The 18627-nt window shown below is 64.7% G+C and carries 15 protein-coding genes; 10 read left to right on the top strand and 5 right to left on the bottom strand.

Going from position 1 to position 18627, the window contains the following annotated elements:
* The first annotated feature begins 74 nt into the window (after nt 1-74).
* The 5 genes from AB0E56_RS01425 to AB0E56_RS01405 are packed head-to-tail and all read left to right on the top strand — an operon-like array spanning nt 75 to nt 5814.
* Nucleotides 75-1670, top strand: a complete 1596-nt coding sequence (locus AB0E56_RS01425) for an ABC transporter ATP-binding protein (protein ID WP_359796294.1) — start codon at nt 75-77, stop codon at nt 1668-1670.
* Nucleotides 1667-2821, top strand: coding sequence for an ABC transporter permease (locus AB0E56_RS01420; protein ID WP_359796293.1), 1155 nt, complete (start codon nt 1667-1669; stop codon nt 2819-2821). The genes AB0E56_RS01425 and AB0E56_RS01420 overlap by 4 nt, the downstream gene beginning before the upstream one ends.
* Nucleotides 2818-3753, top strand: a complete 936-nt coding sequence (locus AB0E56_RS01415; RefSeq protein WP_359796292.1) for an ABC transporter permease — start codon at nt 2818-2820, stop codon at nt 3751-3753. The genes AB0E56_RS01420 and AB0E56_RS01415 overlap by 4 nt, the downstream gene beginning before the upstream one ends.
* A gap of 32 nt (nt 3754-3785) precedes the next feature.
* Nucleotides 3786-4946: an alanine--glyoxylate aminotransferase family protein gene (locus AB0E56_RS01410; protein WP_183151609.1), complete on the top strand. Its 1161-nt coding sequence runs from the start codon at nt 3786-3788 to the stop codon at nt 4944-4946.
* Nucleotides 4947-4998: 52 nt separating this feature from the next.
* The gene (locus tag AB0E56_RS01405; RefSeq protein WP_359796291.1) at nt 4999-5814 is read left to right on the top strand and encodes an IclR family transcriptional regulator; all 816 of its coding nucleotides are present in this window, start codon (nt 4999-5001) and stop codon (nt 5812-5814) included.
* A gap of 49 nt (nt 5815-5863) precedes the next feature.
* Here the strand turns inward: AB0E56_RS01405 and AB0E56_RS01400 are convergent, their stop codons facing one another.
* Nucleotides 5864-6661 (bottom strand): NAD(P)H-dependent oxidoreductase, encoded by a 798-nt coding sequence (locus AB0E56_RS01400; protein WP_359796290.1) that lies wholly within the window; start codon nt 6659-6661, stop codon nt 5864-5866.
* A 102-nt stretch (nt 6662-6763) separates the two neighbouring features.
* On the opposite strand from AB0E56_RS01400, the gene AB0E56_RS01395 reads away from it, so the two are divergent.
* On the top strand, nt 6764-7354 hold the full coding sequence (locus tag AB0E56_RS01395; RefSeq protein WP_359796289.1) for a helix-turn-helix domain-containing protein: 591 nt from the start codon (nt 6764-6766) through the stop codon (nt 7352-7354).
* 219 nt (nt 7355-7573) lie between these two features.
* On the opposite strand, the gene AB0E56_RS01390 is transcribed toward AB0E56_RS01395, so the two are convergent.
* Together AB0E56_RS01390 and AB0E56_RS01385 are read right to left on the bottom strand one after the other, a co-directional pair.
* Nucleotides 7574-8293: an RES domain-containing protein gene (locus AB0E56_RS01390; RefSeq protein ID WP_359796288.1), complete on the bottom strand. Its 720-nt coding sequence runs from the start codon at nt 8291-8293 to the stop codon at nt 7574-7576.
* A complete protein-coding gene (locus tag AB0E56_RS01385) occupies nt 8209-9054 on the bottom strand; it encodes a hypothetical protein (RefSeq protein WP_359796287.1) in 846 nt (281 codons plus the stop codon). Before AB0E56_RS01385 ends, AB0E56_RS01390 begins: the two co-directional genes overlap by 85 nt.
* Nucleotides 9055-9299: 245 nt before the next feature.
* Between AB0E56_RS01385 and AB0E56_RS01380 the strand changes: the two genes are divergently transcribed.
* Nucleotides 9300-13001 carry a hypothetical protein gene (locus AB0E56_RS01380; RefSeq protein ID WP_183151615.1) on the top strand — a complete coding sequence of 1234 codons (3702 nt, stop codon included), beginning with the start codon at nt 9300-9302 and terminating at the stop codon, nt 12999-13001.
* Nucleotides 13002-13052: 51 nt separating this feature from the next.
* On the opposite strand, the gene AB0E56_RS01375 is transcribed toward AB0E56_RS01380, so the two are convergent.
* Entirely contained in the window at nt 13053-13703 is a 651-nt protein-coding gene (locus AB0E56_RS01375) for a hypothetical protein (protein WP_183151616.1), read from the bottom strand.
* A gap of 280 nt (nt 13704-13983) precedes the next feature.
* Between AB0E56_RS01375 and AB0E56_RS01370 the strand changes: the two genes are divergently transcribed.
* From AB0E56_RS01370 to AB0E56_RS01360, 3 genes are all read left to right on the top strand, one after another.
* A complete protein-coding gene (locus AB0E56_RS01370; RefSeq protein ID WP_183151617.1) occupies nt 13984-16716 on the top strand; it encodes a hypothetical protein in 2733 nt (910 codons plus the stop codon).
* Nucleotides 16717-16792: 76 nt separating this feature from the next.
* A complete protein-coding gene (locus AB0E56_RS01365; protein ID WP_183151618.1) occupies nt 16793-17110 on the top strand; it encodes a metalloregulator ArsR/SmtB family transcription factor in 318 nt (105 codons plus the stop codon).
* Nucleotides 17107-18063 carry an arsenate reductase ArsC gene (locus tag AB0E56_RS01360; protein WP_183151619.1) on the top strand — a complete coding sequence of 319 codons (957 nt, stop codon included), beginning with the start codon at nt 17107-17109 and terminating at the stop codon, nt 18061-18063. Before AB0E56_RS01365 ends, AB0E56_RS01360 begins: the two co-directional genes overlap by 4 nt.
* Here the strand turns inward: AB0E56_RS01360 and AB0E56_RS01355 are convergent.
* The gene (locus tag AB0E56_RS01355) at nt 18045-18623 is read right to left on the bottom strand and encodes a winged helix-turn-helix domain-containing protein (protein WP_017201971.1); all 579 of its coding nucleotides are present in this window, start codon (nt 18621-18623) and stop codon (nt 18045-18047) included. The two genes, AB0E56_RS01360 and AB0E56_RS01355, sit on opposite strands and share 19 nt — an antisense overlap.
* Nucleotides 18624-18627: the final 4 nt, after the last annotated feature.

Raw genomic sequence — 18627 nt, 5'->3', positions numbered from 1 at the left:
TGCAACCATCGGTGCCGGGGCGCGGGTTCCGGCACCGATGCCCCGGCGTACACACCCACCGCAAGGAGACGCACGTGACATCACCCACAGAGCCGAGCGTGATCTCGCTCCATGAGATCACCAAGGCTTTCCCCGGGGTCGTGGCGAACGACCGGATCTCGCTCGACATCGTGAGTGGTCAGGTCCATTGCCTTCTCGGCGAGAACGGCGCAGGCAAGTCCACGCTCATCAGCATCCTGGCAGGAATGCAGCAGCCGGACTCCGGAACGATCTCGATCGACGGCGTGCTCACGCCGATCAACTCGCCGCGGGCGGCGGTCGAACACGGGATCGGGGTCGTGCACCAGCACTCGACGTTGGTGCCGGCGTTCACGGTGCTGGAGAACCTGATGCTGGGCGAGAACGGCTTCCTCCTCGACCGGGCGTCCGCGCTCCAGCGCCTGGAGGAGCTGTCCGAACTGCTCGGCGCGCGCATCGAGCCGCACGCGCTCGCCGCCGATCTCGGACTCGGGCAGCAGCAGCAGGTCGAGATCGCGAAGGCGATGTGGAAGGGCAGCCGCCTGCTCATCCTCGACGAACCGACGTCGATGCTCACGCCGCAGGCGATCGATCACCTCGGGGAGAGCATCGAGCGGGTCAAGGCGCAGGGGCTGGCGGTCGTCTTCATCACTCACAAGCTGCGAGAGGCGTACGCGATGGGAGACTGCGTCACGGTTCTTCGCGGGGGACGCAACGTCGGACACATCTCGGTCGACGAACTCGCCGTCTTCTCCGAGACCCAGGCGCAGGACGCGATCCTGCATGCGATGTTCGGCGACGACCTCGCGAAGGTGGACGACGCGGCCGAGCTCGCCGGGGCGACCGAGACCACCAGGGAGACGGCTCGGATCGATCGGCGCGAGAGCCCGGTGCGCCTGTCGCTCGTCGGCGTGTCCAGCCACGGCATCGGCCGCGACGTCGAAGTCGAGGATGCCGCGCTTCAGGTGCATGAGGGCGAGATCCTCGGCATCGCGGGAATCGACGGGCACGGGCAGGGAGCGCTCGCCGAGGTCGTCGCCGGGCAGCGTCCGGCCTCGCAGGGCACCGTGGTCTTCGACGGCCAGGACGTCACGCGACTCGGCGTGCGAGGACGCCAGCAGCTGGGCCTTCGCTACGTGACGGACGATCGACTGCACGAGGGGACGGTCGGTTCGATGGCGGTCTCGCTCAACCTCGTGATCAAGCGCATCGGACAGCGTCCGTTCTGGAAGTGGGGGCAGATCCAGGACAAGGTCGTGGAAGCCGAGGCCGAGCGCCTGATCGAGGAGTACGGCATCCGCACCCCCTCGCCGTCCACGCGCGCCGGCACGCTCTCGGGCGGCAACATCCAGAAGATCCTGCTCGCCCGCGAACTCACGCACGGCGCGCGGCTCGTGATCGTGAACAAGCCCACGTACGGACTCGATCTCAAGACCGTGCGGCTCGTGCGCGAGCTCCTGATCGACTTCGCCGCGAACGGAGGATCGGTGCTGCTCCTCTCCACGGATCTCGACGAACTCGTCGAACTCTCCCACCGCATCGAAGTGATCTCGCGCGGCCGTCTCGTCGGCAGCGTCGTCAACGACGGACCAGGCACAGCCGAGAAAGTGGGTCAGTACATGACCGGTGCGATCGAGGGAGTGAGCGCATGACGACCACTGCTCCCGGACCGACGACCACAGCAACGATGGCGGTCGTGCCTCCGAGCCGTGCGCGACGCATCGGAGGAGACCTCGCCCGCTCCGTGCTGCCGGTGGTGCTCGCCCTCCTCACGTCGGGGTTGATCATGCTCGCCATGGGCACCAGCCCCGTCGACTTCTTCGTCGGGGTGTGGACCTATGGCATCACGGGCGACAACTGGCAACGCAGCCTCGTGCTGATGGCGCCGCTGCTCATCGTCGCGCTCGGTCTGATCGTCGCTTTCCGCGGGCAGCTGTGGAACCTCGGCTACAACGGGCAGTACCTCCTCGGAGCCCTGGTCGCCTCAGGCAGCGGCCCCGTGCTGTTCGCCGTCATGCCCGCATGGCTCGCGACGCTCATCATCTTCGTCGCCGCCGTCGCACTGGGAGCGGTGTGGTCGCTGATCCCCGCGATCCTGAAGGCGCGTTATGGGACGAACGAGATCATCACCTCGCTCGTGATGTCGTTCATCGCGATCGGCGTCGTCAACCTGGCGATCAAGGGCCCGCTCAAGGATCCGAATACGCCGATGCCGCAGACCCGGGTGATCCCGGACGATCAACTGCTTCCGTACATCCCGGGAACCGAGATACATGTCGGGTTCATCATCGCCCTGCTGCTGGCCGTGCTGGCTCAATTCGTCCTGAGTCGCACGTCGTTCGGGCTGCGCCTCGACGTCTTCGGCGCCAGCCCCAAGGCGGCCCGCCACGTGGGCATCAACTCCACGTGGATGGTCATCCTCATCTTCGCGCTCTCGAGCGGCATCATCGCCTTCGCCGGGGCCATCGACATCCTGGGGCAGTACAGCTATCAGCGCGCGAACTGGAACCCGGCCTACGGCGCCGCGATCCTCCCGTTCGTGTTCCTCGCTCGTCTGAGCCCGGTGGGGTCGATCCCGCTGGTGGCGTTCTATGCGGTCCTCGCGACGGGTGGCACGCTGGCGACCCAGCAGGCCGGACTCAACGTCGACTTCCTGCTCGTGATCGTCGGACTCATCCTGATCTTCATGACCATCACCGAGTACATCGGCGACCGACGCCGTCTCGGTCAGAGCTACCTGCCGGCCGGGTTGCGCCGCACCCTCACGCGCCCGTTCACCCGCGACGGAAGGACGACCTCATGACCGACCTGGTCTCTGCGACGTTCGTGACGGTGTTCCTCGTCACCGTCCTCGCCCAGGCGATGCCTCTGATCCTCGCCGCCACCGGTGAGACCATCGGCGAGCAGGCGGGCGTGCTCAACCTCGGCATCGAGGGCGTGATGCTGATCGGGGCATACTCCGGATTCGTGGCGACCCTCGTCACAGGCAACTTCTGGCTCGGTATGCTCGCCGGCGCAGTGGGCGGAGTCGTCGCGAACCTGGCGATGCTGATCCTGAACGTCTGGCTCGGGCTCAATCAGATCGTGATCGGCCTCGCGGTGACGCTGGTGGGCGAGGGCCTCACGAGCGTGCTGTATCTCCAGAACTACGCCAAGACCACGACGGGTCTGGGCAAGCCCCCGGCTCTCGCGATCCCGGGACTGTCGGAGATCCCGGTGATCGGTCCTGCGGTGTTCCGGCAGTCGGAGATCTTCTGGATCATGCTGCTCCTGGTGATCGCGATGGGCTTCCTGCTCACGCGCACGAACTGGGGTCTGTCGACGCGGGCGGCGGGGCAGAAACCCTCCTCTCTCGACGCCGCGGGCGGCAGCGTCATGAAGACCAGGTCGCAGGCGGTGATCCTCAACGGGGTGTTCGTCGGCCTGGGCGGCGCCTATCTCGCGATCCTCACCACCTCGACCTTCACCCCCATGATCACGAACGGCCTGGGCTTCATCGCGATCGTGATCACGATGCTCTCGCGGGGCCGGATGTCGCTCGTGATCATCACCTCGTTGATCTACGGTCTCGCCGTCGCGATCGGTCCCGCCCTGCAGGTCATCGGGTTCAACGTCCCCGCGGACTTCATCAAGATGCTCCCGTTCGTGGTCGTCATGATCACGCTGATCGTCTTCGCCCGCAGCTCGGTCGTCCCCCCTGCGCTGGGCGCCGCCTACACACGCGGCGCGCGCTGACGCGCGTCGTCCACTCCGAGAGGAACCCTTCCATGGCACTTCCCGATTTCACGCTCTCCGCAGGGCCGGTCACGGTCACCCCGCGGACCCAGGCGGCGCTCGGCCGCCCGATCCTGTACCACTACGACCCCGAATTCCAGGCGGGCTTCCGCCGGACGGAGCAGAAGGTCGGCGAGATCTTCCGCACCCGCAACGACATCATCCTGATGCAGGGTGAGGCGATCGTCGCCCTCGAAGGGGCCCTGCGGTCGCTCATCACGCCGGGGATGCACGTGCTGAATCTGGTGCAGGGAGTGTTCGGCAAGGGGACGGGCTATTGGATCACCGGCTTCGGCGCCGTTCTCCACGAGATCCAGGTGGGCTATGACGACGCCGTCGACCCTGCCCGCGTCGAGGAGTACCTGGATGCGCATCCCGAGATCCAGATGGTCTGCCTCGTCGCCTCCGAGACGCCGTCGGGGACCGTCACCGACGTCGCGGCGATCGGACCGATGTGCCGGGACCGCGGCATCCTCACCTACATCGACACGGTCTCCGGTGTGCTGGGGATGCCATGGGAGACGGACGCGTGGGGATTGGACATCTGTGTGGCCGGCGGGCAGAAGTGCCTGGGCGGGCCCGCAGGAGTCGCCCTCGTCTCGGTGAGCGCGCGGGCGTGGGAGAGCATCTATGCCAACCCCGCGGCTCCGCGTGATTCCTACCTGTCGCTGATCGACTGGAAGGAGAAGTGGCTCGGAGACGGCCGGTTCCCCTATACACCTTCGGTGAGCGACATGTACGGACTCGAGTCCGCGCTCGACCAGGCGCTGGAGGAGGGGATCGACGCGGTGGTCGGCCGCCACGAAGCTGCAGCCCAGGTCACGCGCGCGGGTGCGCGGGCGATGGGCCTCGAGTTCTGGGCCGTCCGCGAGGAGATCATGTCGGCGTGCGTCACGTCGATCCGACTGCCCGATTCGATCGACAACGCGGTCGTCCGCGACCACGCACGGGACGTGTATGGTGTGATGTTGTCGCACGGCCAGGGGGCGGGCAACCTCGTGCGTCTCTCCCACATGGGGCCCACGGCGGGAGGTCTCCACTCCCTCATCGGACTGGCCGCGCTGGGCCGGACGCTCGCGGATCTCGGGGTTCCGGTGGACATCGGAGACGGCATGGATGCCGCACTCGCCGTGTTGAGCGCACGCCGGGTCTGACATGCGGCGATGATGATCATCAGCCGTGACGAGAGCGACGGAAAGGCTTCCGATGGTGAATGAGGCACAGGGACCTGCGGAGCGAGCGGGCGGCGAGAAGCCCGCCGACGCGCACCCGCAGCGCACGAAGGGCGTCGACAGCGCCCGCCGTGCGCTGCAGATCCTGCTGCAGTTCACGGAGTCCGCGCCTGAGCTGACGCTCGAGAACCTGCTCGAGGATCACGACATCTCCGTGCCGAGCGCCTATCGCTACATCTCGCTCCTGCGCGAGATGGACTTGATCGAGGAACGCGAGAAAGGGCGGTTCGTGCTTTCGCCGCAGGTCCTGCGTCTCGCGCGCGCGGCTGAGGCGACCTTCGACTATCGGGCTCAGGCGCAGCCGATCCTGAACCGGCTGGCCGCGACCACCGGGGAGACGGCGTTGTACCTGCGGCGCGTCAACGACTCCGCGGTGTGCCTCGCGATCGCCGAGTCTGACCACCCGATCTCGATCTCATTCCAGCCCGGGCACCTCATGCCCCTGCACAGCGGTGCCGCCGCAAAGCTGCTGGTCAGTTCGCTCCCGCCCGCGAAGCTCAAGCAGTATCTGCAGCGTGTCGGCTCCACGCTGACCAAGCCGGTGCGGCAGCGACTGGAGCGCGAGCTCGACGAGATCCGCGCGTCCGGGTACGCCGAGAGCGCCGGCGAAGTCGATCAGGGTGTCTGGGCCAGTGCCGCCGGCATCCACTCCGAGGGCTCGGTGATCGGAGCGATCACGGTGGTCGCGCCCGCGTATCGACTGTCGGAGGAGCATCGGGCGGAGATCACCGAAGCGGTCCGTGCCGCAGCGACCGAGCTGGAGAGCTCGCTCGCCGCGCGATTCGGGTGAATCCCCCTGTCGAGACCCGGGAGGTGAGCGGCAGTACGTCCAACACCGACTAGCGGGAGCCGTTCACCACACCGATGCGGTGGATGTCGAGATCGGTTCGTCCGGGAAGGATGTCGGCACGCAGCGCCCGTGTGCCCCGGTACTCGCCGTCGCGCAGAGCGCGGTACGGCTGAGACGGCGCCTCCTCGTGAATGCCCGCGAGCCTCGTGGTGAGCCGGTCGCGCTCCGAAGCGACGGCTGCGGCATCGAGGGCGTCGGCATCGTGGATGACGTGGAGATCGAGGGATTCGATCCCCGTGTACCAGAGCGTGCCGTGCGTGATGGGGAACAGCAGTGAATCGAGGTCTCCGCTGACGCCCCGGGAACCGATGCTCCGCGCATCCTCGCCCGCCGTCACGATGATGAGTGCGCGCTTGCCCTTCAGGCCGCCCTCGCCGTAGCGGAGCGGCAGCCCTGTCTCGTCGTCGACGCCGCCGTATGCGAATCCGTTCGTGAACACCCGGTCGAACCACCCTTTGAGGATCGCCGGTGCGCCGTACCACCACAGCGGGAACTGGAAGACGAGCAGCTCGGCGGCCTCCAGTTTTCGCTGCTCGACGCGCACGTCGTCGGGAACGAGCCCGCTCTCGTGGACCTCGCCCATCAGGTCGACGATGTTCCCCTCGCGCCCGCCGATGTCGTGCTGCGCCAGCACCGGGTCGAAGCCCTGGGCATACAGATCCGAGGTCTGCACGTCGTAACGCGGCGTGAGTGCCTCGATCCCCGCGTGGAACAGTTGGCGGTTCAGGGAACCCGACTGCGGATGCGCGTAGATCCAGTGCGCGGTGGGCCGGAGGTCGGCGGTCATGTCTCTCCTCGGATCGTGGATGCAGCGGTAGTGCTCGGGATAGTATTGGAACCTACCAACCGTAACTTACTAACAGTAGCTTTGGGTCGCAAGGGGGGTGGGATGACGAAGGCGAGAGAGGGCGCGCGACCGCGACTGTCGAGGGCCGACCGTCGTGCGCAGCTGCTGAGCGTCGCGCGGGAGATGATCCGCGCGGAGGGGGCAGACGCACTGACCCTCGGCGCGCTCGCCGACCGGGCCGGGATCACGAAGCCCGTCGCCTACGAGCACTTCGGTGACCGACCGGGGCTCTTCGCCGCGTTGTACCGTCAGTTCGACGAGCGCCAGGATGCGTCCCTCGAGGCCGCACTGGCGAGCGCCCGGCCCGACGCCGAGGGGGTCATCGACGTCATCGCGGCGAGCTATATCGCCTGCGCCCGCGCGGAAGGCGTGGAGATGGCGGGAGTAGTCGCCGCTCTCCAGGGCACGCCGGTGCTCGCGCGGATGCGTCACGAGTCGGTGGCGTCATATGCGGAGCGCTGTCGCGCCGCGCTCGCCCGCGTCGTCGGCGCCGAGAACATCGATCCGATCGTCCTGGAGGCGGCGTTCGCATCGGCAGACGTGCTCGCCGGCGCAGTGCTCGCCTCGCGCATCGACGAGGCCGACGCGCACGACACGCTCGTGCGGATTCTTCTCGCCTCGATCGGGAAGTAGCCGAGGCGAGGCGGACTGGCTCATCGCCTGCGGGTCGCCTCAGCGTTGCCGGTCCCCAGCGGAAGATAGTCGTGTCAGAATCGCGATGAAATCGGACTAAGTCCGGTGTAAAGCGGGTTCGCGACTTCTCTGCATTCGAGAACTTCCGCTGAAGAGATCATACGGATAGGGTCCGACAGTCGCCGGGGACGGCGCCCCCTCGAGACCGACGGTTGGCGCCTACTTCTCGACGCGGTAGCCGAGTTTCTTCACGGCTTTCGCTAGGTAAACGTTCGCACTGGATGAGTCCAGGCGGGTGTGCACCGACGGCAGCTGCGGGAACGAGTCCTCGGCGGGCGAGAACAGTGTCACCATCGGGCCGAAGTCGATCGACGACACATGGTAGAGCCCGTCGATGCTCGACCCAAGCTGGTCATGAATCGCATTCGCCCAGTTCCGGGTGTATCGCTTGGGCCCCATCTGAATCGAAGAGGTCGTGCCGTTGATCACAGGCCAGTTGCTGGTGAGGTCCAGCAACTGAAGCTCCCGCGTCGGACGCCAGGCCGCGAGGGTGTTTCCGCGAGCGCGCCGATTGATTAGCCGGCCCTTCTGAAACACCTCGCCGAGAGCTGTTGCAGATCCAGCAGCTGCGTACATCACGCCACAGTCGGGATGATGCTGCTGCGGCTCGGGATGCGGGTCAAAGCGCATGGTTCTGATCGGCCCGAAGTGCCGCAACTCATTCCACGCCTGTGGGTGAGCACCCCTTGTAGCGAAGACCCGCCAGAGCAGCCCATCGTAGGGTCTCAGGTGCTCGCCGGCGTCGAATGTGAGCGGCGCCGGGGGCGTTGCGGGGACCTTCGCGTTCGACGGGCTCACGTGATGTCGGCGTCTTCGAGGATGTCCACTACGAGTGCAGGGTCCTTCGCGGCAGCCAGCCACTCGATCGGCGTCATCCATTCCTTGGGGTCGACAGACTCATCGGTCGACCGCAAGTCGTCTTGAGGTGTCGTCATGAAGCCTTCGACGTCGGCCGGATCCCAGTCGGATGGGATCGCTCGGACGAGCAGGGGGAGGTGGGGGATCGTCGAGACTTTGGCGCCGGGAATGAACTGCCATCGAGGGTAGAGGCGGATCCTTCCGGCCCGGAAGCTGTACAGGGTGTTCTTGCTCTGGCGGTGACGCACACTGGAGGCATCGATGCCGAGTAGCGCTGCGACTTCGGATGCAGTGTACGTGTTGGTTAGGGCTCGCACGTGGGTCTCGCGCTCGAGCTTGGCGAGCCCACCGCTGGTGACGAATGCGGCTGCCTCGGCGAGCTCCTCCGGAGTGAAATCGCCGGACTCGATCAGGAAGTTGGCTTCCTGCTCTGTGAGGCCCAGTTCGGTCGATTGACGGTCGGTCATCGCATCGGCGAGCTCGTCGATGAGTGCGTTGAACACGGACACGTCGACGTTTGACGTCTTCGCCACCTGCGCAAGGCGCTCGACACCGGCTTGTACGTCGGTCTTTGCTGGGGCCTTGGTCGCCCCGACGAGCTTTGGTTTCCCGTCGAGGAATCGACCTGTCACAGTGCCGCGGCTCACAGCGATCTCGTGACCGGCGACGCGAGCCGAGGCGGCACGGGTGCGACTTTTCTTCACGGCCATCTGGCCTCCTCGCGTCGTCATCTGGTTAGCGCGTACACGCATTATCTTACGCGCGCTTTTGCGTGTATGCATCCGAGGAAGGTGTCAAGGTGCGGACGGTCAAGCGCTCCCTGGCGCGGGAGCGGTGGCGCTGAAGGAGGCATATCGTCCGCGCATTCAAGGCGGCACCCCACCCGTTGGCCACCTTCCTCCCCTGCGGGCAACGTCTTCAACGCGCAGCAATCAGCGAGGATGTCGTTGGCCTACGCTTGAATGCTTGCGTGGGGAAGAGCAAAAATTCTCGTAGAAACAAGCGGCCTCGATCTCAACCGCGCGCGGTGAGCGCCACGCAACGGGAGCCAGACGCACTCGAACAGGCCTTTTCAGCGTACGAGCCGGACGAGCTCTGGACGTTGATATTCGCCGCCGCCACTTCCCCGGGCAACAGGCATCGATCGGTGACTTTGGGAAGCAGCTTCGCGGCAGCACTACGAGCCTCCGCCGCTCCGGCATCAGACGATTACCACCCGTTGCCGTCGATCCAAGCACTGTCCGATCTAGCGGCTACCACCTATGGGATCGGCCCGGCGCGTGAGGACTTCATCCCGACCGACCCGACCCGAACAGCCTTCCTCGCAGTCGGCTCGGAGTCGCTGCGTGCAGTTCCTGGCCTCACCGAACGGCCGGTAGCCGACCTCACGCGTGCGCTCAGAATGGCGGAAGCGGTAGACGGTCGGCTCCGCAGGCGATTTCGATTCGGTATTGCGAACGTGGTGAACGTGGCGATGAGGTACGGCGACTACTGCGTCCGCCACCTTGCGGACGCGTGGGTGCCAGCCCCGGATCTCGAGCTCAACGATGAGGTTTCATTGCCGGACGTTGAGTTCGAAGCGACGCGGGCCTTCCTCAATCTGGGCCCTCTCGACCACATCGAACTCGGTGAGGCTGACAAGCGAGCGTTGGAATGGATGACGATCTCCGCAAGTGAGGCCGCATTCGATGCTGAGAGTCCGTCCAGTCCGTTCGGGAGGTTCCTTCGCTTTGCTGACTCAGCGGGCGGATTCCGATGGGTGCCGCCACTCTTCATCCCAGAGATCATGGCTCATGCCGTACAAGAACTGGCATCCGCGCTCGATCGAGACGGGCATGCGCGACGAGCCCTCAGGGTTTCTTGTCTGAACCAGATCCGCCGGGCCCTATGGCGCTTTTCCAACAGCTTGATCGAATCCCCTCCCAGCAGCGAAAGTGTCGATTCCCCGCTTCGAGGGATCGACGTTCAGTGGCTGGTGCCGGTGAACCCATCCACATGCATAGCTGTCTCGGTCATTTATGTTCCCGACCTGGGGTCCACCCCACCGCCGCGCATCGGCTCAGTGGAGCTGGCGAAACAGATGAGGTCGCACGCCGGTCCACTGTCGGTGCGCATGGCGGGCGGACGACAAGGAACCATCAGGCCGGGCGCGGAGGTCATTCCGCTGACGGTTTTCGCCGCGGCCGGTCACATCGCTGTGCCGCAAGCTTTCGGCGAAGCAAACCTCGCGCTCGAAGACCTGACTTGGATCTCAGAAACGGCCACGTCCCGCGATGATCTCTACGCATTCGCGCGGGATCTGAGCGCTCCCGATTTCCCCGAGAGTTTCGGGTGGGAGGCGATCAACTACTGGGAGCCATGGAAGGCCAATGGCAAGTCGTTCTTCAAGGGTGGCATGGTACCCACCGCCATCTACTTTGAAGCCCACGCGGGCGAGGCCGAGTGGGATCGCGCGGTAGAGCTATCGGATCTCGAAGCGTCGCTCCTCAGAGTCGGGCTCCCTCCGCTTCGTGACCTGCGAGCAGCGGAGGTTGCTCCGGGGCCGGTCGCCAATGTCGCGGCGCTCGAAGGTGACGCCACCTACGACGTCGACCGCGGCGTCAATACCGCGCCGGATGTCGTCGGTTGGTCCCTCGCGCTTACCGAACCCCCCGTCGCTGTGGCACGGGCGAGCTCGGAGGACCTGTCCGCCGACTACCGACGGTTCGTCTTTGACTTGTGCGGCGGGCTGATCTACGGCTTTGCTGCGCTTGGTGATCGATGGCGTTCCGCGCACCAGGCGATCGATGTGCCCGGATACGTCCTCTATCTCCACACATCGGAAGCGGTCTCGGGTGAATCATCCGGCGTGGTCACGCCGTATCTCGACCCGCACGCGCGTGCCGTCGATGAACCAGTCAACTTTTTGTGGCGCATCGATGTCGAGGGATTCGCAGATTCGGCGAATGGAGATCCGTACGCGGCGAATCTCCTAACAGGGGACGCAGTGTTCGATCTGCTCCGCGCGGGAGGCGTGGATGTCGAAGCGGCGGCGGCGCTCCGCGACCAGTGGCGCACAGCGAAGCCCTTTCTCATCTTGGAGATGAAGCAGGCGCGGACCACTCTCAATCACCTGCCTGATCCGTGGCGTCTACGACCCTCTGACGAGAGCCGCATGGTTGCGGCTTTGGGGCGACGACTCCACGGTGCCGGCGTCGAACCGGGAGAGTACCGAGCGGACGACGCGAATCGACTTATCCGCGAGCATCTTGCGCCGGTTGCTCTCGAAACTCTGATGGAAGGAATCAAGAGACACGACGTGAGCGAGGTGGTGTTGACGGGGATGGAGCAGCTGGCGAGAGTGATGGACAGCGCTATTCATCAGCAAGACGATCTGTCCCGAGTCGCCGCGAACTTCTCTACCGAATGGGACCCGCTCACCCGCACCGCCGAGCTCTCGGCGGAGACACTTCAGCTTCGTCAATGTAACGAGATCGTGGTGGAAGCTGCCTTACGCATCCTGGACAAGCCGACGGAAGCGAAGCCGATCACTCCTCAGGCGTGGAGCGGTCTTCTTGCCGCCGCAGATGCGTACCTCACCGCGACCACACTGAGCGAGCGGATGTATCACCAAGTCGCGCCCGCAGTCATCAGCCTCAGCCCAATGTACGAGCTCGCCGTCGACGAAGATCCGCATCCCGACGCATCGGCGTGGGGCCTGCGAAACGACGAACTGAGCCGCGCGGCTGCAAGCGTTCGGCTGCATGGCACTCAAGATGACGACTCGCTGCAACAGGCGAACGAAGGAGACGACGTCGAGGGCGCGTTCCAGCAGGCATGGGGAGCGACGTCGCAGGACATGCTCTCCACCCTCGCCGCACTCGCAAAGTGGGAGACCTTCGAGCCGGGCAGGACGACCGCGCACGTCACCGTGGCCGAGGCAACAGCATGGGTCTGTGATGCGCTGGGCCAGGGCGCGGATGAGTCGCAGAGAACGCGTGTCGAAGCCGCTATCCGGATGCTCACCAGCACGCCCGTCCAGATACAAGCCGTGGAGTGGAAGCCCTGGCAAACGCGCACACGGCGTCACCGGCTCCTCGTGCAACCGCTGGTGCAAGACTCGGACGGACGACTTATTGTCAGCCCCCAGTATCTACTGACGTCCTTTCAGGTCTACTACCGCCACCTCCTCCAAGGAGTTCTTCCCTGGGCGGGGGACGTTCCTCAGCCTGTCAGCAACGCGCTTGCGGGCCGCCGTGCGCGCCGCAACATTCGGTTCGAAAGGTTCCTTCAAGATCGGCTAGAGGAACTCGGATACACCACGGTCGCCCGCGTGAAACCCAACGACCAAGCGCGACTCGGGGTGCCGACTCTCACAACCGAAGTTGACCTCGTGTGCGGACGCCCTGGCGATAGCACCGTGTGGCTGATTGAGGCGAAAGACCCCGCATCGGTTCACGGATTCGCCGAGACGGCGCGCCAACTGCGCGCCTTCTTCCGGGACCAGGTAGGAGACCGCGGGACCAAGCCCTGCTACGCCACGCAGCTAGCCCGCAAGGAGAGCGAACTAGCGCTCCACGTCGCGAGCATTGCGACGCGCCTCGGACTCGGGGACCCGCCTGAAGGCGAGCAGTTTCGCCTGAGCACGCTCTTCGTAACCCGAAATCTCACTCCGGCAAACTACGTCGACGAGCGGTATCGGGTTGAGACGGCGACGGAGTTTCTCGCAGCTCGAGGCCAAACGCCGTAGGCGACATGCGAGAGCGGCGGCGCGCATGAATTCGCGTCCCCAGCAGGAGCTCTATCGCCACTTCTGGGCCTCGATGATCCGAGCCAGGGTCTCCGCGTCGCCGCCGCGCCTGAACCATTCCACAGGGCTCTGCTGCCCGTCGGTGACCATGATCGACTGGGGCGTCGCCATGAGAGCCGATACCGACACCCATCCTTTGTCTTTCACAATGTCGATGATCTCGGTCAGGTGCGGCAGGATTTTTCCTGGCGACGAGAGACTGAACTGCCACGACGGAAACCGTCTGGAGTGGGCAACATCGACGGCGTACAACTCGCCACGATCGGCGGCGGCGAAGAGCGAGTCCTCGTCCATACTCAAGAAGGCAGCGGCTGCGGACGCGGACATGGTTTGAAGCACGCCCGTCAGAAGGGTGCTCGCTTCGCTCGCCAGAAGACCGCCGCGAGCAACCCGAGTCGATGTCTTCTCGAACGACTCGGGCGTGAAGGCCTTGGACCGGGTGAGATAGCTGATCTCCTGCGGCGTCAGCTCTTCTTGGTCCGCGATCGGTCGCTCTGCGAGCAGCTGGTCAGTCAGCGCTCGAACGATGAAGTCCCCGTCGGCGTTCAATCGAGCGACGGCGTCAGTGAACGCCGCGATCACATCGGTGGATGGCTGTGCTTGCCAAGGGCGGGGCCGTGGCTGGCCATCGGTTTCATCCATGTGCGACAGCGTAGATGAGCCTTCACCGGAAGGGGAGGTTTCCCTGGGCATTGACGTCGAGGATCCGATCGGTTCAATGGCAGGCGGGCGGAGCTCAGGCCTCGCCCTACTCGGCTCAAATGTGCGCGCTGGTGATCGGATTGGGATCGTTTCTCGTCGCCGGGAGAACCCCGTACGGTCGAACGCGTTCGCTCGCCGGTTCAGCCGGATAGGCAGCAGCACTGGTACAGAATGTCTCTAATGCGCCTCATAGGCGTCGACGTTGACCCGGAGGGACTCTATGGGCCACTACAACCTCAACCGAATGGGCTGGCAGCAGTTCGAGCACATGCTCCAGGCGCTCGCGAAGGCTGAGCTGGGGAATGGCGTCAGACCGTTTGGATCAGGTCGCGACGCACAGCGCGACGCAACCTTCGACGGCCGAGTCGACTTCCCGATTGGCGCGGGCGCGAAGTGGGACGGTTACGGCGTCATTCAAATGAAGTACAACGAAAAGCCGGTCTCGACGACAGCTGACTGGCGGTGGTTTCTTGATGAGGTTCGCTCAGAGTTGCGTGGCTGGCTCGTAAAAAGGAGAGTCGGTGAGAAGACCCCGGAGTACCTGTTGTTCGCCACGAACGTCGTGCTGACCGGGACCAAAGGCGTTGGCGGTCGTGATCAGTTTGATGAGCTCCTCGCGGCCAACGCAGAAGACTTGGGTCTGCGTGGCTGGTACGTCTGGGACTACGACGAGATTCGCGTACTGCTCGACACCCATACCTCTATTCGGCAGCGGTACTTGGAGCAGATCGTTACCGGAGACTTTCTTGCGCAAGTCGCCGAGCTGCTCCCCGAGAAGACGGCGCTGGAGGTAGATCGCCTTGCTGGGCACGCAGTTGCCGAGCTGATCAACAGGCAATGGGTTCGAACGGGCGATGCGGGGTACAACGATGCGTCGAAGGTGCGGCTCGCGGACATCGCTATTGATCTGCCGTTCACTGCCGGGGCGACCGCGGGCGGGGAGGGCCAGCGGCGGATGATGACTGCGGCAGAGACGGTGCAGATCGGTGACCTCCCCTTGTCGACCGTCGCCGGGCGGGGACCCCGTGGAGTGGTCATCGTCGGGGGCCCAGGCCAGGGCAAGAGCACGATCGCCCAGGTGATCGCCCACACGTATCGTGTCGCCTTCCTCGCCGACACGAATATCGGGGCTTACGGCGAGAGAGCACAATCCGCCTTCGATGGCCTCAACTCACGGCTCAGAAAGGCTGGTATCCCGAACCCGCAGAAACGTCGATGGCCGTTTGTGATCGAGCTGGCGAAGGCGGGGGCCGCGATCGCATCCTCCCCGTCGACGTTTTCGTTGCTGACCTACATCGCAGACTCCATCCTGATTCGGGGGAAAAAGTCAGACCCAGGTGCGCTGCTGGATTGGTTTCGCACCTGGCCGTCATGCCTCGTGCTCGACGGCCTTGATGAGGTGCCTGACGCGAAGATCCGCAGCCGGCTAATCGAGGCGGTCACAGCGCTGGTGAGCGAGCTCAGCTCTGAAAAGGCGGACGTGCTCTTCGTCGCCACAACACGTCCACAGGGATATCGACGGGAGTTCGACGATGCGTTTCCCTGCACGCAGATCGCCCTGTCGGAACTCACCGAAACGGAAGCGATCAGCTACTCGGAAGCACTCACCGCGTTGCGGGCAGTCGACGATCCGGACCTCGCCGAGCAGGTTGCACAAAGGCTCATCACGGCGGTCCACGAACGAGTCACGCAACGACTGATGACAACTCCCTTGCAGGTGACGATCATGACTGCTCTCGCCGAAGAAGCAGTCGATCTGCCGACCGATCGATTCGAGTTGTTCGATCGGTACTATCGCGTCGTCTACGACCGGGAACTGGCGAAAAGTGAAGCGTTCACGGAGCTCAAGTCGCTGCGTCCGCACATCGATCATCTTCACGAGCAGGCTGGGCTCAAGTTGCAGGCGCGTACTGAGAGACCAGGGAACTCGGATGCCATCCTCACGAAGTCCGAGATCTCCCGCATCCTTCGCCGTCGGCTCAGCTCGGCTGGATTTGAGGAGAGCGAATCGGAGTCGATCGCGACGACCCTTCTGAAGCTTTCGACGGAGCGACTGGTCATGCTCGTCTCTCCGAAGGCATCGAAGTACGAGTTCGAAGTTCGATCGTTGCAGGAGTACATGGCGGCACGCGCGATCACCGATGGCGACGAACAGGTTGTCTTGCAGAACCTACGCGAACTCGTGCCATCGAGTCACTGGCGCAACACGTGGCTGCTCGCGGCGGGCCGTCTGCTGAAGCGTCGCGAGCACCTCATCGATGACCTCATCGACATCGTCGTTCAGTACGACACCCAATGTGCCGAGTCACCGATTACCGCCCTCGGCGCGAGCCTCGCCGGCGACCTCTACCTCGACAACTTCGGGATCGAGTTCCCGGCGACACGACGCAAACTCCTCAGCGCTGCTGTGAGCCAGTTCGCAGATCTCGCCGATGGCATGCCGGCCAACGTTGCCAGTCTTCTGGCCACTGGTTTGGAGCAAGGCGGTCGCGAGCAAGCCCTCGTTCTTGAGGCACTGCACGAGCTCAGCCGCGAGAATCAATCGAATCTCGCCACCCGCGCATTGAGCGACAATAGCGCGGGTATGTCTCATCTTGCTAAGCAGGCACGAACGACGTTGACCGAGGGACGGAAATACATAAGGCCCGAACCCGGACCGATTCACGCCGACGCGGCGATCCTCGCACATGCACTAGCCCGGGCCTCCAGCCCGGCGGCGGAGGTCCTACTCCTTGTGGAGCAACTGCAGACACCTGGTGCTGTCTGGCGAGGACGTTCCCTCGGAGTCTCGGTCGACATGCTGATCGCTCTCGACCGAAACGCCGCTCGTCCCGCCCTCGCAGTTGCCGCGAAGAGCTTGTCTCAAAGCAGCCCGGCAAGCGCGGCTCTCAGCATAGAGCTCCTCCGTTTGCACGCCGCATCGAAGCTTCGCGGCGACATGTTTGCGAAGTAGTCACGCCCCAGTCCCGCACGTTTCGAGCACCGGCACGTCTGAGGGGCTCGCAAGGTTCGGCAACTAGAATCCTCGCATGACCGCTCAGCCCGCACCGAAGCCTCGGGTCGGAGCTGCGCTCAATCGTGGTGCTGCTGAGGAGCTGGCGCGGACGTTGAGGGCGGTCGCTGATCCGACTCGGTTGCAGATCTTGAGCATCATTCTGGGTTCGGCTGACGAGCGAGCGACAGTTGGCCAACTAGCGGAGGCGTTGGGGTTGCGTCAGCCGACAGTGACCCATCACGTCCGCATTCTGTTGGACGACGGATTCCTGGCACGCGAGCAGGACGGCAAGCTCGGCTGGCTCTCCGTGCACCCGACGCGCCGTAGCGCCGTCGAGGACTTCCTCCGATGAACGAGGAGCCGCCGCACCGAGTGGGGAGCCCCCTCGGGGAGCAGGCTGCCCGGGAACGGGCCGGTCAAGTGTCAGTTCTCGGCAACCCCGATACGCTCCGGGTTCTCAGTGCGCTTGCCTCCGGAATCAAGGCCACGGAGATAGCTGTTGTTCTGAACGCCGATCTATCGGTCGTCGAGCAGGCAATTCACTCGCTGGAGCTCGTTGATCTCATCCGTAGCGATGGCGATGTCTGGGTGCCGACAGCCGACGCCTGGGTCCGGTTCGGGAGATTGCTGTCGAGTGAGTCGATTGAGCCGACAACCCCCGAGGCTTCCGTCACGGCTCTGCCGCGCGCTGTGTCCACCATCGTTGACGACCTCTCGTACCGATTCAGCTCGACGTTCAGCCGCGAGACAGTGGCGGGTTATGTCGCTCAGAGTTACCTCCTTCTGAGCCAGCGGACGCGAGTGCGCGAGCACCTGTTGACTATGACCGCCCGGTACGCGGCCGACCGCCTGGATGCGCTGGCAACGAGTCAGGGTTTGGTTTTGCGTGATACTCCTGAGGTCCTGTTTGTGTGCGTGCAGAATGCGGGGAGGTCGCAGATGGCTGGAGCCTTACTCCGCCATCTGTCTGGCGGCCGGGTGCACGTGCGCACGGCTGGATCCTCACCGGCGGAGGGCGCACACCCTCGTGTTGCCGCGGCACTGGAGGAAGTGGGCGTGGAGCTCTGGGGCGAGTTCCCGAAACCGCTGACCGACGAAGTGGTGCGTGCCGCCGACTACGTCATCACGATGGGGTGTGGGGATGCGTGCCCCGTCTTCCCTGGGCGCCGTTACATGGAGTGGGATCTGCCGGATCCGTTGGAACTCGATGAAGACGGTCTTCGTGGCGTTAGAGACGACATTCGCGCCCGGGTGCTTCAGCTCCTGGTCGAGCTCAAAGTGGAGCCTCAGGACGCGAGTCGGTAGCCGGCCACTCGCACCGTCTCGATGAGGGCTTGTGCGGGGGCAAAAGTCGCCAGCCGGGCCCGCAGTTTTGTCATGGCGACGCGAACAGAAGCGTGCGGATCCTCGAGATCGGAGCCGAACGCGAGGGCGAGTGTGTCAATGCTCACGCTCTCCGGGTACGCGCGCATGATCTGATGCAGAAGTTCGAATTCGCGCGGGGGAAGCAACAGCGCATGCTTCTGCCAGCGGAGGCTGCGGTGCGTGATGTCGAGGGTCAGTTCCCCGAATCGGAGGGTGCGGTCAAGCGGGCCTGTCCGTGGGTGGAGGCGCGCCAATTCACGCAATCGGTCGGGGGTGATGGGGAGGCGGATGGTGCCACGCATTCCTGCTCGCATCGCAGCTTCGATCATCGACGTCTCCGTGTCTTCGCTCACCCCGAAGAAGATCGGTCCTCCGCACACCGGCTCGGCGATCTGCACGATGGCCGCGAGCCGGTCGACCGACTCCCCGCCGGCGAGGACGAGCGAGGCCTCGTAGTCGTGGGCCAAGTCTGCCAGCGCATCGACGATCTCAGCGTGCACCGTT

The sequence above is a fragment of the Microbacterium sp. NPDC028030 genome (genome assembly GCF_040637855.1).
GTDB lineage: Bacteria > Actinomycetota > Actinomycetes > Actinomycetales > Microbacteriaceae > Microbacterium.
Note: the sequence above shows the minus strand (reverse complement) of the source record. Positions and strands in the feature narration are given on the sequence as shown.

What these genes read in the sequence shown, in the direction of transcription:
- AB0E56_RS01410 (WP_183151609.1), top strand. Translation starts at nt 3,786, where the DNA reads ATGGCACTTCCCGATTTCACGCTCTCCGCAGGGCCGGTCACGGTCACC.
- AB0E56_RS01360 (WP_183151619.1), top strand. Translation starts at nt 17,107, where the DNA reads ATGAACGAGGAGCCGCCGCACCGAGTGGGGAGCCCCCTCGGGGAGCAG.
- AB0E56_RS01405 (WP_359796291.1), top strand. Translation starts at nt 4,999, where the DNA reads ATGGTGAATGAGGCACAGGGACCTGCGGAGCGAGCGGGCGGCGAGAAG.
- AB0E56_RS01365 (WP_183151618.1), top strand. Translation starts at nt 16,793, where the DNA reads ATGACCGCTCAGCCCGCACCGAAGCCTCGGGTCGGAGCTGCGCTCAAT.
- AB0E56_RS01400 (WP_359796290.1), bottom strand. Translation starts at nt 6,661, where the DNA reads ATGACCGCCGACCTCCGGCCCACCGCGCACTGGATCTACGCGCATCCG.
- AB0E56_RS01385 (WP_359796287.1), bottom strand. Translation starts at nt 9,054, where the DNA reads ATGCATACACGCAAAAGCGCGCGTAAGATAATGCGTGTACGCGCTAAC.
- AB0E56_RS01420 (WP_359796293.1), top strand. Translation starts at nt 1,667, where the DNA reads ATGACGACCACTGCTCCCGGACCGACGACCACAGCAACGATGGCGGTC.
- AB0E56_RS01395 (WP_359796289.1), top strand. Translation starts at nt 6,764, where the DNA reads ATGACGAAGGCGAGAGAGGGCGCGCGACCGCGACTGTCGAGGGCCGAC.
- AB0E56_RS01370 (WP_183151617.1), top strand. Translation starts at nt 13,984, where the DNA reads ATGGGCCACTACAACCTCAACCGAATGGGCTGGCAGCAGTTCGAGCAC.
- AB0E56_RS01375 (WP_183151616.1), bottom strand. Translation starts at nt 13,703, where the DNA reads ATGGATGAAACCGATGGCCAGCCACGGCCCCGCCCTTGGCAAGCACAG.
- AB0E56_RS01390 (WP_359796288.1), bottom strand. Translation starts at nt 8,293, where the DNA reads ATGGATGACGCCGATCGAGTGGCTGGCTGCCGCGAAGGACCCTGCACT.
- AB0E56_RS01415 (WP_359796292.1), top strand. Translation starts at nt 2,818, where the DNA reads ATGACCGACCTGGTCTCTGCGACGTTCGTGACGGTGTTCCTCGTCACC.